Annotated in this window: 12 protein-coding genes and 1 pseudogene; 10 read left to right on the top strand and 3 right to left on the bottom strand. The window is 32.8% G+C overall.

The window, feature by feature from the left end:
- Positions 1-9: 9 nt before the first annotated feature.
- The 7 genes from AAGD20_RS04585 (at position 10) to AAGD20_RS04555 (ending at position 6,595) form a co-directional block, all read left to right on the top strand.
- The gene (locus AAGD20_RS04585; protein WP_341748638.1) at positions 10-1,428 is read left to right on the top strand and encodes a Ppx/GppA phosphatase family protein; all 1,419 of its coding nucleotides are present in this window, start codon (positions 10-12) and stop codon (positions 1,426-1,428) included.
- A gap of 60 nt (positions 1,429-1,488) precedes the next feature.
- A complete protein-coding gene (locus tag AAGD20_RS04580) occupies positions 1,489-2,430 on the top strand; it encodes a site-specific DNA-methyltransferase (protein ID WP_341748637.1) in 942 nt (313 codons plus the stop codon).
- Between the two features lies 1 nt (position 2,431).
- Positions 2,432-2,989, top strand: coding sequence for a BglII/BstYI family type II restriction endonuclease (locus tag AAGD20_RS04575; protein WP_341748636.1), 558 nt, complete (start codon positions 2,432-2,434; stop codon positions 2,987-2,989).
- 120 nt (positions 2,990-3,109) lie between these two features.
- Positions 3,110-3,526, top strand: coding sequence for a 6-carboxytetrahydropterin synthase (locus tag AAGD20_RS04570; protein ID WP_341748635.1), 417 nt, complete (start codon positions 3,110-3,112; stop codon positions 3,524-3,526).
- Complete coding sequence (gene cutA / locus AAGD20_RS04565) at positions 3,527-3,841, top strand: divalent-cation tolerance protein CutA (protein ID WP_341748634.1); 315 nt, start codon at positions 3,527-3,529, stop codon at positions 3,839-3,841.
- A gap of 149 nt (positions 3,842-3,990) precedes the next feature.
- Positions 3,991-5,196 carry a dicarboxylate/amino acid:cation symporter gene (locus AAGD20_RS04560; RefSeq protein ID WP_341748633.1) on the top strand — a complete coding sequence of 402 codons (1,206 nt, stop codon included), beginning with the start codon at positions 3,991-3,993 and terminating at the stop codon, positions 5,194-5,196.
- Positions 5,197-5,308: 112 nt separating this feature from the next.
- Complete coding sequence (locus tag AAGD20_RS04555) at positions 5,309-6,595, top strand: citrate synthase (protein ID WP_341748632.1); 1,287 nt, start codon at positions 5,309-5,311, stop codon at positions 6,593-6,595.
- Between the two features lie 100 nt (positions 6,596-6,695).
- On the opposite strand, the pseudogene AAGD20_RS04550 reads toward AAGD20_RS04555, so the two are convergent.
- The 3 genes and pseudogenes from AAGD20_RS04550 to AAGD20_RS04540 all read right to left on the bottom strand — a co-directional run.
- Positions 6,696-6,959 (bottom strand): annotated as a pseudogene (locus AAGD20_RS04550) (multidrug ABC transporter ATP-binding protein); the annotation flags it as partial.
- Positions 6,960-7,104: 145 nt separating this feature from the next.
- Positions 7,105-8,796, bottom strand: coding sequence for an IS1634 family transposase (locus AAGD20_RS04545; RefSeq protein ID WP_341748631.1), 1,692 nt, complete (start codon positions 8,794-8,796; stop codon positions 7,105-7,107).
- A 301-nt stretch (positions 8,797-9,097) separates the two neighbouring features.
- Positions 9,098-10,402: a hypothetical protein gene (locus AAGD20_RS04540; RefSeq protein WP_341748630.1), complete on the bottom strand. Its 1,305-nt coding sequence runs from the start codon at positions 10,400-10,402 to the stop codon at positions 9,098-9,100.
- A gap of 186 nt (positions 10,403-10,588) precedes the next feature.
- On the opposite strand from AAGD20_RS04540, the gene AAGD20_RS04535 reads away from it, so the two are divergent.
- The 3 genes from AAGD20_RS04535 to AAGD20_RS04525 all read left to right on the top strand — a co-directional run bounded on the left by AAGD20_RS04535 (position 10,589) and on the right by AAGD20_RS04525 (position 13,430).
- Complete coding sequence (locus AAGD20_RS04535; RefSeq protein ID WP_341748629.1) at positions 10,589-10,990, top strand: Rrf2 family transcriptional regulator; 402 nt, start codon at positions 10,589-10,591, stop codon at positions 10,988-10,990.
- A gap of 75 nt (positions 10,991-11,065) precedes the next feature.
- Positions 11,066-12,181, top strand: a complete 1,116-nt coding sequence (locus AAGD20_RS04530; protein ID WP_341748628.1) for a cysteine desulfurase family protein — start codon at positions 11,066-11,068, stop codon at positions 12,179-12,181.
- Complete coding sequence (locus tag AAGD20_RS04525; protein WP_341748627.1) at positions 12,174-13,430, top strand: IscS subfamily cysteine desulfurase; 1,257 nt, start codon at positions 12,174-12,176, stop codon at positions 13,428-13,430. Before AAGD20_RS04530 ends, AAGD20_RS04525 begins: the two co-directional genes overlap by 8 nt.
- Positions 13,431-13,541 lie beyond the last annotated feature (111 nt).

Below are 13,541 nucleotides of genomic sequence, written 5' to 3'. Positions count from 1 at the left end.
TAAATATCTATGCGTTCAGCTATTATTGATATTGGGTATAATGCCGTAAGAGCTGTAGTTTATGAATGTGATAGACTTGGAGCTCCAGAAATTTTTAATGATAAATTTAAAAGTGATATTATTAATTTACTTAATCTAGATAATTTGGAAGTAAAGCATCAAGCATATTTGTCACTACAATATTTAGTACATATTTTTGATAGGTTATCAGTCACAGATGTTAAATGCGTTGCTACTGCTGTACTTAGAGGACATCCAAGAGCTGAAGAATTTAGGGAGATAGTTAAGAGAGAGTTTAATATTGATATTGAAATTATTTCTGGTGAACGTGAAGCTTATCTTACAGCTGCTGGGTTAATTTCTGGTATTAATGATGCTTGTGGTATCGCAGCAGACTTAGGGGGTGGCAGTCTTGAGCTTGTCCAAATCAAAGATAAAAAGGTGGGTATTTTAAAGTCTCTACCTTTAGGCACTAGCCTAATCACTACTAGCATAACCACTAATTTAGTCACTAATACTCACTTTGACAATATTGATATAATTAGTCAAATGATTAAGAAAGAGTTTGAAGGATTACATTGCCCAAATTTATATTTAATAGGAGGGGCTTTAAGATTAATGGGGCGTTCTTATATGGAATTTATTCATTACCCTCTTAAAAACTTACATAACCTTGAAATAAACCGTAAGGAATTTGAACTATATCTTGAAAGATTGGCTCATGTTAATATGTTGAAAACACAATACAAGTCAAAAATTCATGGTAATGCAATTTTAGTGGCACAATCTATGTTAAATGTCTTTTCACCAGAAAAGGTAATAATTTCAAATTATGGTTTAAAAGAAGGTGTTAGATTTGATTGCCTTCCTGAAGAAGAACAGCAAAAAGATATTATTTATGAACGAATCAAGACATTAGTAAATTTTGACGAGGCTACTTGCAATATCAAAAATTATACAGAAGTTATTAGACCTATCTTAATTAAACCAGATACCACAACAATTAGTATAATTGCTTTGGTCGTAATGCTTGCACAATATAATAAGAATATTGATAGAACACTGCGTTCTAATTTTATTGTTGAATTTATTCTATCTTCAGATATTCCTTTTACTCATCGTCAACGATTGATGATGAGTAACGCTCTTGCACTTAGCTATACATCCAAAAGTGATACATATATTAATAGGCTGGCAAAAAGAATGATTGATCAGTATGATTATTGTAACAGTCATGTAATAGGTAATTTTATAAAAATTGCTAGGGAAATTGATGGACCAAGATTTCAATCACCATCTTTTTCTTTTGAATTAAAAAATGATAAATATATTGAAATTTCTACACTAAATATTTTACCAAAACCAGTTTTTACCAAACTATGCGAATATCTAAAAGCTATAGGTTTTGCTCGAAAGAATATTTGTTGAATTTCTAAGTAACTTATCTAATACTAAATTAACTTATAAAAAACTTTAACTTTCTAGAATATGGCACAAGAAGCAATTAGAGTACCTGAAATACAGGAAAAGAATTATAGTTTTAGTGAATTTGTGAATAAATTGCCTTGTCAAAAACAAGAACATAATATCTTAAAAAATAGTTTTGATTTAAATAATCAAGCAATTCTATTTGAAGGTGATTGTATGAAATTATTAAAACAGATTTCAGATAACAGTATAAATTTAATAATAACATCACCGCCATATAACATAGGTAAGGAATACGAAAAAAAATTAGATATTAATAAATATTATAATTGGCAAAAAGAAGTCATCAATGAGTGTTATAGAGTGCTAAAAGATGATGGACATATTTGTTGGCAGGTCGGTAATTATGTAGAAAATGGAGAAGTAATACCTTTAGATATTTTATTATATCCTATATTTTCAGAATTAAAAATGAAAATGAGAAATAGGGTTATTTGGCATTTTGGACATGGATTACATGCTTCAAAAAGATTCTCTGGAAGACATGAAACTATTATGTGGTTTAGTAAAACCGACAATTATTACTTTGACTTAGATGCTGTTAGGATACCTCAAAAATATCCTAATAAAAAATATTTTAAAGGTAACAAAAAAGGGGAATTGTCTTGCAATCCAAAAGGTAAGAACCCATCAGATGTTTGGGATATTCCAAATGTAAAAAGTAATCATATAGAAAAAACGGAACACCCGTGTCAATTTCCCGTCGGTTTAGTTGAAAGGTTGGTTTTATCAATGACAAAAAAAGATGATATTGTTTTAGATCCTTTTGTTGGTTCTGGTAGTTCTTTTGTTGCAAGTCTAAAAAATTCTAGAAAATGTATAGGGGCAGAAATAGATGAGAAATATATAAATATTTCAAAAAAAAGAATTAAAGAAACATTAAGCGGAACTAGTAGGGTTAGAGAAATGAATAAACCCGTCTATGAACCTGAAACAGTATGATATGAAAATAGTTTATGAATATTCTCATCTTGGAGGAAAGCAAATTTTACAAGTTGATTATCCTAAAATTTTTCAAGAAGTTCATGAATCAATAAAAGCGATAAATGATATAAAGAAAAACAAAATCAGCAAAGAGAAAGCAAATAAAGGAAAAATGCTTTATTCGCCAAAAGAATTAAATAATGCTTTTGCTCAACAATTTAACTCAAGAGGATTTCACGAAATAATAGATAAATATGATATTGTTATACCAAATCACGACAAGGTTATATCAAATTCATATAAACAAATAGATTTTGTAAAGGATAAGGTTTTAGTTGAAGTTCAATTTGGCAAATATGCTTTTATGTTTTATGATCTGGCAAAATTTCAGTATTTTTTCAATGAAAATAAGGCTGATGTAGGAATAGAAATAGTACCATGTCATAGTTTACAACAACAAATGTCAACAGGTGTTTCTTATGGAGAACAGCTTGTTTACGATATTGAAAGATTAAAAAGGCATTTCCCTGCTGTTCCTGTTTGTGTAATCCTGGTTGATATAGGGGAAAATATATAATCACCAAAATTACTATAAATTTGGATTGCTTTGTCGCCACTAAAGTGGTTTCTCACAATGACGTTTACACCCTTGCTGACAAAATATTTTTGGGTAATATAAGATACTGAAGAAGAAATTATGATAAAATGTACTCGCAAAATTGAATTTGATGCAGGTCATAGGGTGATCGGGCATAAGAATAAATGTCAATTTTTACACGGTCATCGTTATGTCCTTGAAGTTACCGCTGGATCTGATGTTACCAATAATCTTGGTATGGTGGTAGATTTTAGTTACCTAAAATCAGTAATAAAAAACTGGATAGATGATAATTTTGATCATAATATTATATTACATCAAAATGATAAAGAGATAGGAGATAAAATATGTGATTGGACTGGTCAGAAAATATATTATATGCAACAAAATCCAACGGCAGAAAATATAGCATTACACTTAAAGTTGGATATATTGCCAAAATTATTTACTAATAGTTCCTTTTTTATTACAAAAGTCAAATTATTTGAAACACCTAATTGCTTTGTTGAGGTATAAGTGGTACAAAGATGTTGTGTAATTTTAACTACGACCGATGACCAGCAAGTATTAGACAAACTAACCATTAGTTTGTTGGAAGCAAATCTAGCTGCTTGCATACAAGTAGACAATATAGTCAGCTATTTTAAATGGGAAGGTAAGATATCTTCTGTACCAGAATTTCGTATTGTAGTAAAAGCCAAGTCTGATAACTACAATGCAATAGAAAAGATGATTATTGATATACACAATTATGATCTTCCTCAAATAATAAAGCTCGACATTCAAGATGGGCTACCGGAGTACTTAAACTGGGTAACTCAAAGTATCTAATTTTAAGAGAGTGTTTATTAGAATTAAGATTTACTCAATTATGGTAAAAAGAGTTGTAATTAGTTAGTACAGCTAGTTTTTATTATAGATATTCACCTGAAATCAGCAAAATAAGTTTAAAACACTCTTTAATTTAATTAAGTATAATAATGAAATTATGGAAAAAAGTTACATTGGGGTTAATCTTAGGTATAGTGTTTGGTATATATTTTCCTGAATATGTATCTTACATAAAACCGCTAGGAGATATTTTCCTGCGTTTGATAAAAATGATTATTGCTCCTTTAATATTTTTTAGTTTAGTAGCGGGTATAACTAGTATGAATGACCCTGCTTCTCTTGGTAGAGTAGGGTTAAAGGCGGTTGCAGCTTTCTTAGGCACGACCTTCTTTGCCGTAGTTTTTGGTATTACAGTTGCTCTTATATTAAAGCCAGGGCATGGTGTACATATTAACTTTGATGTTGCACAAACTATACCGCAAGAAAAATCCTTTAACATACTTAACTTTTTTGTAAGTATTGTACCTGAGAATGTAGTAGGTTCATTTGCCAATTCTAATGTTTTACAAATTGTATTCTTTGCAATATTTTTTGGACTTGTGATAAATAAAATGGGTATTAGTGCTGAACCAATTAAGAATTTATTTCATATATTATCAAAAGTGGTGTTAAAAATGATCTCAATGATCATTCAGCTTTCTCCATATGGTGCATTTGCTTTAACGGCTTGGATAGTTGGTACTCAGGGCTTTGATGTAATGATTAGTTTGTCCAAATTAGTTGTTGCGGTAGTTATTGCTATGATATGTCAATATGGTATTTTTGGCATGTTAATTTATCTATTCTGTCGAATATCACCATTACCTTTTTATAGAAAAAGTCTAGAATATCAAGTGCTTGCCTTTTCTACTTCTAGTAGTAAAGCAACGCTTGCTACTACTATGCAAGTTTGTCGTGAACGACTAGGTATATCTGAATCTAGCACTTCTTTTGTATTACCACTTGGTGCATCGATAAACATGGATGGGTTTGCAATAAATTTAGCTCTTACCACTATATTCTTTGCCCAAATGATGGGTGTAGATTTAGCATTGCATGATTATTTAGTAATCATTATTACCTCAACTCTCGGGTCTATAGGTGGAGCTGGCATTCCTGGAGCTTCTTTAATAATGCTACCTATGGTACTGTCTTCGATCAATTTACCGATTGAAGGGGTTGCTATAATCGCTGGAATTGATAGGATATTAGATATGTTACGTACGACCATTAATATTACAGGGGATGCAACAATTACCTTGATTATCGATAATAGTGAAGGTACTCTGGATAAAGATACATATAACTCAATATAATTAGAATTTTGGTATTAGTGGACAATAAAAATATGATATAGTAACATGATGGTTAACCCGAGAAGGTGTTAGCAATAGTAAATTGGCATCATTATGAAAAAATGAAGGATATATGAAAGTAGAAAATGTTGAACTAAAAATAGGAGATAAAACCTTTAATTTACCAATCAAAAGAGCCTCAATCGGTCAAGATGTTATTGATGTTAGCAGTATATATTCATTAACAGGCTATTTCACTTACGACCCTGGATTTATGTCTACAGCAGCTTGTAAATCAGCTATGACATATATAGATGGTGATCAGGGGATATTGAGATATCGGGGATATGATATTAAAACATTAGCAGAAAGAAGTAATTTCTTAGAGGTATCCTATTTGCTATTAAATGGTGAATTGCCGACTATTGATCAATATAAATCTTTCTCTCAGAAAATTACTTATCATTCTTTGATTAATGAGCAGCTTAGAAATTTATTTATGGCTTTTTGTCCATCAGATCATCCTATGGCAATTATGCTGGCGGTGGTAGGCTCTTTATCTGCATTCTACCCGGATTTTCTAAATGTAGAAGAAAATGAACGTGAATTGATTTCTATTAGAATGATCGCCAAAATGCCAACTATTGCGGCAATGGCATATAAATATTCAATAGGACAGCCTTTTATCTATCCTGATAATAGTCTAGATTTTACTGAAAATTTTCTCTATATGATGTTTTCAACCCCTTGTGAAAAATATAAGGTGAATCAGGTAGTAAAGAATGCCTTAGATAAAATATTCATCCTTCATGCTGATCACGAGCAGAATGCCTCCACTTCAACAGTACGTTTAGCCGGGTCGTCCGGAGCCAATCCATTTGCTTGTATCAGTACTGGCATAGCTTCTTTATGGGGACCAGCCCATGGTGGAGCTAATGAGGCAGTAATTAACATGTTGAAAGAGATTGGCACCATAAACCGTATTCCGGAATATATCGCACGGGCAAAAGATAAAAATGATCCATTTCGATTAATGGGTTTTGGTCACCGAGTTTATAAAAGTTATGATCCAAGAGCAATTGTACTTAGAGAAACTTGCAAAGAAGTATTAGATGAGTTAGGGAACCGTAATAACCCCTTATTACAAATTGCTACTGAGCTTGAAAAAATTGCTCTCAATGACCAATATTTTATCGATCGCAAGCTTTATCCGAATGTTGATTTTTATTCTGGTATTATTTATCAGGCTATGGGTATACCATCACAGATGTTTACAGTATTGTTTGCTATGGCAAGAACTGTCGGCTGGATGGGGCAATGGAAAGAGATGCATGAAGATCCAGAACAAAAAATTAGCAGACCTCGGCAATTATATACTGGGTATGTACAAAGAGAATTTATGCCTTTTGATAAAAGATAAAAGAGTTTATGTAGCTATTAAGTCAATTGATGAGAAATTGGTGACGTCGTTGCTCCATCGCTCCTTCTACCCAATTTTCCTGAATTGACTATATCCTAACCTAAATTTCTTGTAACTTCCATAATTTTTTGTATAGACTATGTTTATTACGAATTAATGTAGTATGTGTGCCTTCTTCAATAATTACCCCTTTATCTAGCACAATTATCCTATCCATATGTTTTAAAGTAGATAAGCGGTGGGCAATTGCAAGCACAGTCTTTCTTTTATCTTGAATTAGGAAGTTAAGACTATCTTGGATAAAACGCTCGGTTTGACTATCAAGTGCAGAAGTTGCCTCATCTAAGATCAAAATAGGTGCATCCCCGACTTCAGTGTTGTTGTGCCAAAAAGTGGCTGACAGCTCAGGAAATGATAAAATTTCCAGGCACAACAAATTATTTGTTCGAATATAAAAATTTCAAAATAATCCTATAATAATTATTACCTTTACTACTTGATTATTTCTTTTACTCTCCTGATGATATTAAATAAGGAATAGTGCTAATCGGTAAATTCATTGCCTTATAAATAATCTTTGCCTCATCTGATACCGGGGATGGAATGCCAAATACTCTTTTATCTTTAATGTGTACTACACTGGTAATTTCCACCCCAATTAGTGCTTTACGTAATCGTTCCGGTGATAGTTTAATTGACTGTAAATTTACCCGATATTCTAAATGCCTGATACATACTAACGCCATAAAACATAAAGCAATATGTGCCTTGATTCTACTAGGACTCCAATGATAAATTGGTCTAATCTTAATATCGTGTTTACTAACTCTAAATGTTTCTTCAATTTGCCACAATCCTTTATAACGAGACAATATATACGCTATATCAACATTTTCTAGGTTACTAATAACTCCATGCAAACCGTCCCATTTGCTATCTTCCTCTATCTTTTGCTCGTTTACTGCAAACTTATCATTATTATTAATTATTAAATATTTTTTATAACCACTAGCAGAAATTAACGACTTAACTCCTTTACTTCTGTTCATTTTTTTCATTAATTTCTTCAATGCTTGCTCTCTATCTTGAGCATCTTTATAAGCCCTTTTGCTACTATAGCTCATAATCAGTTTGCGACCCTTTTCAGCTAGTTCAATTATTTTTCCCTTATATTCTTCTGCATCAACGGTTAATGGCTGATAATCATCACTATTTAAGATTTTAGCTGTAATATCCTTAGTCATATTCTTAATTTTGGCACCTACTATATATTGATAGCCAGCTTGTTCTAATAGAGCTAAATTTTCATTATTCAACATACCGCTGTCTGCTACAAACACTACTTTATCAATAGCAAACCTGCCTTTCAAGCTATCTAAAGCTTTCAATAAAGTATGACCTTCATAGGTCGCTCCAGGAAATATCTCATAACCGATTGGAATACCATTATTAGTAACAAAAATGCTCAGCATTACCTGTACTTCATTGAATTTATGATCTTTACTAAACCCCTTACTCTTCAACTCATCTTCAGTAAATGATTCAAAATAAAGAGTAGTTGCATCATAAAATAGTACATCGATTTTTTCTTTAAACAACTTTTGACTGCTAAGTAAAGCACACTGCTCGATTTTCTCAACCACCTTATCATCTATTTTATCCATAGTTTTGTATACCGAATCAAGCTTTAAATCTACTCCATAATTATTGACCAATAAATTGACTGTTTCACGCTTACTAGTTGGGTTAGCAATACGAGCTAAAACAACATTGCGTATTATGTTTATGCTCGACACTTCCCTGGCAGGATTGGGTAAGATTTTATTAAAACCAAGTTGGTCATAAATTTTTCCATACACCTCATGAATGCCAATGATAGTGCTTCCTTGACTACGTAAATTGCTGATATCATCAATAGGTTGTGGTTGTATTTGTTCTTTCTCGCACCGCTGTCTAGATGACATCGCCATCGATACTATATCCTTGTCTGGGATAAGATTAGGTTGAGTGCTACTAGTGATTTCAACCTTAATGAATTCAGCAAGCTCTATTAATTTAGTTATTTCTTCTTGGTCTGATGCACTGCCAATATGTCGAACAACCCGTTGTTTTACTTTATTAGTTATGGGATCGCGTATCCCTTCTACTAGTTGAACAGCGTTAACATTACGGGTAGCAGATTTTTTGACTCTAACGAACATATCAGTAGCATATTTAAAACTAATTGTTGGTTAGTATATCTACTAAAATATTGTATGTCAATAATAAAAATATATGGAGGCACAACAAACGCCCTCTAATTAACAAAACCTTTTTTCTCCTGCTTTTTCTATACACTTATCTTTAACTATTTTCCGAAGTCAGGAAACTTGATTATCGAGTAAAAGTTGATTAGAAATGGATTGCTTCGTCGACCTTACGGTCTCCTCTCAATGACATTTGGGGTGCATATACGTCATTGCGAGACCATGTAATGGTCGAAGCAATCCACTCTTTAACCAGTTAAGCTAAGTCATTGTCATCCAAATTAGAACCAGTTATAGGTACAATATCCAAAGTATCATCCAAAATTTGCAATATCTGCTCGGTTATATTAGATACAGCTTTTTCTTCTGGTAATTCTTTATCGCATATCTCAATAGTAGGTTCTTGTTTTTCCGAAATATCTGTTATGATAATCTTTTCCATAGATTCTTGGTAAATAGGATTTTCTACGAATTGCTTAAAACCAAGGAAAGTAAATAACACCTCTTTTTTAATTGAAGGTTTGTCTGTTTCTGGTATTTCGCTAAAAAAAGCATTAAAATCTTCTTTCTGTACATTATTCAGACACCCTTTAGTTGCTGCTATCCAAGTTTTGAAAGACTCATTAATATCAGAATTACCATAATTACTGTTTAGTACTACTTGGAGTTTAGTTTTCAGTGCATCAAAGGCTGTTATAAACTTGTCTGTATCAGGTTTGCTGTGTTCGTCTAGATAGATATAAGCTTTGTGTTTTGTCTCCTCCCTGTCGTTGCTGGAATCAGAAAGATTTTTGCTCTGTATTTGATACTGTTCGATCAGCTGATAAGCAGCACAAAAATACTGAGCCAACTCCAATACGCTAGATTTTTTGATTTCCTCTACTGACTTTTTCTCAAACTTTGCTCGGATATCTTCTAAAGGGGTAAAAAATTCCTCGATATTTTCTAAAGGGGCTAAAAATTCCTCGCATTTTTGTGTTTCTGCTTCTGTGTTGATAATTTTTTCCAAAATTGCTTGGTAATCAGGAGACTTTAATAATTGCTCATAACGAAGAACGGCAGTAAACAGCTTGTCTCCAATTGAAGAATTAACATCTGATATTTTTTCAAAGGAAGATAAAAGTGTTTCTGACTGTAAGGAATTCAGACTACTTTTTATATCTTCTGCCCAATAAGTAAATGGGACGCTAGGAGCAGTTTCATATGATGTTAACAATTTTAAAGTCTTAATTTTGAGTTCACCAAAAGCTGTTATGAACTTGTCTATGTTAGATTCAGTGTGTTCGTCTAGATAGCTATAAGCTTTCTGTTGTTCTTCCTCACTGCTTTGGGGATCAGAAAATTTCTCGCTCTGTTTTTGATGTTTTATGATAAGCAAATAATCATTACAAAAATACTTAGCCAACTCTAATATGCTAGATTCTTTGATTTCCTCTACTGACTTTTCCTCAAATTCTGCTCGGACATTTTCTAAATATGCTAAAAATTCTTCATGTTTTTTTCTTTCTGCTTCTGTTGTTTCATCACTTATTAAAGAAGCATTATCTTGATTCTTAGACATGGGTTACTCTCCATTTTAAAATTTATAATATGATTATTGATTTATTAATTATCGCAAACAACCTCCTAATAAGTAAAGTTTAGTTACCAATTTCGCTACTGTCAATTGGATTTTTTTGTTAATAGAATACTTGACTAAATTAGTAGGATATTATAAGATATATGCTATAATGGTGGAGTCGTTTGTATGCAATTAACTACAAAAGGGCGATATGCGGTGATGGCAATCTTAGAAATTGCATCACAAATGTCGGATACGCCTGTTACCTTGGCTGAAATTTCAGCAAAACAACATATACCGGTTAATTATTTGGAGCAAATTTTTGCAAAACTGAAGAAAGCTAACATAGTTAGATCAGCTAAAGGTCGAAAAGGTGGTTATATCATTAATGAAAAATTAGATAAAATCAGGATTACTAATATTATTGATGCGGTAGATGAGAATATCGAAATGACCAGATGTTTAGGGAAATCTGGAAATAGTTGTGTACCTAATAAAGTGCAATGTAACGCCCATCATTTATGGTTGGGTTTAAGTCGGCATATAAGGGATTATTTTGATACTATTTCGATAGCTGATATGCTTTAGGTATACTTGACTTCCTATATTAACTAATATAAAAATTATTTTTTTACAACTTTTGTATTAGTGGGCTGAAAATTTATGTTATATTTAGATCATAATGCTACTACTAACATTCATCCTAAGGTTAAAGAGCTGATGGAGAATTTGATGATAGAGACCTATTATAATCCGTCTTCTATTCATACAAAGGGGCGTTATGCTCGAAGTTTAGTAGAAATAGCTAGGCAGCAGGTTGCGAAATCTGTTGGAGCTGATATAAATTCTAGGGAATATCAGGTAATTTTTACTTCCTCTGGTACAGAGAGTAATAATTTGCTGATGAATAATTATTACGATGGAGAAATTTTTGTTTCTAGTATAGAGCATTTATCGATCTTTGATCACACTAAATATCGGGATAATATTAAAATTATCCACGTTGATAGTGATGGCATTGTTGATATTGAACATTTAGAGCAATTATTATCAACTAGTCAAGCTAGTAAAAAGCTAGTCTCTGTGATGTTGGCTAATAATGAAAGTGGTGTTGTACAAAACATACAGCAGCTAGTTAAAATTGCCCAAAAATATGGAGCGGTATTTCATAGTGATTGCGTGCAAGCAGTTGGCAAAATACCGGTCAATATTAAAGAACTAGCTGTTGATTTTGCTACTATATCAGCTCACAAATTAGGAGGAATGCAGGGTAGTAGTGCGTTGATTGTTAAGGCAGGAAATACGCTTAAAGCGATGATGATTGGCGGAGGGCAAGAGAGGAATATTCGCTCAGGTACAGAAAATGTGCTGGCAATTGCCTCGTTCGGGCTTGCATCATCAATAGTTACTAATGAGCTAGCAGATAGATATAATAAAATGAAGAAATTACAAACATATTTGGAGCAGAATTTACTTAACTATAAAAATGTTAAAATAGTGTCAAATAATGTTGAAAGACTACCTAATACTACCTTGATGATTGTGCCAGAAACTGATGCACAAACTAAGTTGATAGCTTTTGATTTAAGGGGTATAGCGGTGAGTTCCGGCTCTGCCTGTTCATCAGGAAAAGTTGGCAAGTCACATGTGTTATCTTCTATGGGGGTTAGTGAGGAAGATGCTAGGTCTTCGATTAGAATCAGTTTCGATTATCAACAAACTATTGAAGATGTTGTGACATTTATTAAAGCGTTTGAAGAAGTATACTCAAATGGATAAATTAGAAAAATTAAGACAACAAGTAAAATTAACTGGTAAATCGCTACCAATTTATATGGATTATCAATCAACAACCCCTATGGATCCAAGGGTTCTAGAATGTATGTTGCCGTATTTTACTACTAAATTTGGTAATCCGCACTCTAGGAGTCATTCCTTTGGTTGGGAAGCTGAAGAAGCTGTAGAAATGTCAAGAGAGAAAGTGGCAAGGCTTATTGGTGCTGATTCTAAAGAAATTGTTTTTACTTCTGGTGCTACTGAATCTAACAATTTAGCGATAAAAGGTATTGCTAAATTCTATGGTAGTAAGAAAAATCACATAATAACAGTGATAAGTGAACATAAATGCGTTTTAGATGCTTGTCGGCATTTAGAAAATGAAGGATTTAAGGTAACATATTTGCCAATTCAGGCAAATGGCTTGATTGATTTACAGCAATTAAGAAATGCCATAACCGACCAAACTATGCTGGTATCGGTGATGGCGGTAAATAATGAAATCGGTGTTATTCAGCCAATTAAAGAAATTGGCAAAATTTGTCGGGAATTAGGCGTATTCTTTCACTCAGATATTGCCCAAGGATATGGTAAAATCCCCATAGATGTTAATGATTGTAACATTGATTTGGCAAGTATTTCTGGGCATAAAATTTATGGTCCCAAAGGTATTGGAGCTTTATATGTAAGAAAAAAACCTAGGGTACGATTAGTGCCAATTTTAAATGGTGGTGGACAGGAAAGAGGTATGCGTTCTGGAACTCTCCCAACTCCTTTAATTGTTGGACTCGGGGCAGCAGCTGAATTAGCTCTATCGGAAATGTCGCAAGATGCTAAACTAGTAGAAGAGCTTTTTGATAGATTTTATAATAATATTACTAAACAAATTGCTGATGTCTATTTAAACGGTGATATGCATAAGAGATATAAGGGAAATTTAAATTTAAGTTTTGCTTATGTCGAAGGGGAGTCAATGATATTGGCTATTAAGGATTTAGCCGTTTCATCTGGTTCAGCTTGTACCTCATCTTCACTGGAGCCATCATATGTGTTAAGAGCTATGGGGGTTGACGAAGAAATGGCACATACATCGATTAGGTTTGGTATTGGTAGATTTACCACTAAAGAAGAAATAGATTATGCTGTAGAGTTAATAAAGTCAAAAATTAACAAGTTAAGAGAACTGAGTCCTCTTTGGGAGATGGTTCAAGAAGGTGTTAATTTAAAGCAAATTAAGTGGGCAATACACTAGACTCCCTACATAAGGCGATCTAGGAGGCTGTTTGCAATAGACCTCTTTCAAAACTCTACTTCTGCTGGTAATTTGTACGTCGATGCGGTACTCGAATCCTCACGTACGCTA

The sequence above is a fragment of the Candidatus Tisiphia endosymbiont of Sialis lutaria genome (assembly GCF_964026535.1).
GTDB lineage: Bacteria > Pseudomonadota > Alphaproteobacteria > Rickettsiales > Rickettsiaceae > Tisiphia.
The sequence above is the reverse complement of the archived record's forward strand: the minus strand, read 5'-3'. Positions and strand labels throughout refer to the sequence as shown.

Coding starts and splice junctions, on each gene's coding strand:
- AAGD20_RS04525 (WP_341748627.1), top strand. CDS start 12,174: ATGGATAAATTAGAAAAATTAAGACAACAAGTAAAATTAACTGGTAAA.
- AAGD20_RS04545 (WP_341748631.1), bottom strand. CDS start 8,796: ATGTTCGTTAGAGTCAAAAAATCTGCTACCCGTAATGTTAACGCTGTT.
- AAGD20_RS04575 (WP_341748636.1), top strand. CDS start 2,432: ATGAAAATAGTTTATGAATATTCTCATCTTGGAGGAAAGCAAATTTTA.
- AAGD20_RS04560 (WP_341748633.1), top strand. CDS start 3,991: ATGAAATTATGGAAAAAAGTTACATTGGGGTTAATCTTAGGTATAGTG.
- AAGD20_RS04580 (WP_341748637.1), top strand. CDS start 1,489: ATGGCACAAGAAGCAATTAGAGTACCTGAAATACAGGAAAAGAATTAT.
- AAGD20_RS04570 (WP_341748635.1), top strand. CDS start 3,110: ATGATAAAATGTACTCGCAAAATTGAATTTGATGCAGGTCATAGGGTG.
- AAGD20_RS04585 (WP_341748638.1), top strand. CDS start 10: ATGCGTTCAGCTATTATTGATATTGGGTATAATGCCGTAAGAGCTGTA.
- AAGD20_RS04530 (WP_341748628.1), top strand. CDS start 11,066: ATGTTATATTTAGATCATAATGCTACTACTAACATTCATCCTAAGGTT.
- AAGD20_RS04535 (WP_341748629.1), top strand. CDS start 10,589: ATGCAATTAACTACAAAAGGGCGATATGCGGTGATGGCAATCTTAGAA.
- AAGD20_RS04555 (WP_341748632.1), top strand. CDS start 5,309: ATGAAAGTAGAAAATGTTGAACTAAAAATAGGAGATAAAACCTTTAAT.
- AAGD20_RS04540 (WP_341748630.1), bottom strand. CDS start 10,402: ATGTCTAAGAATCAAGATAATGCTTCTTTAATAAGTGATGAAACAACA.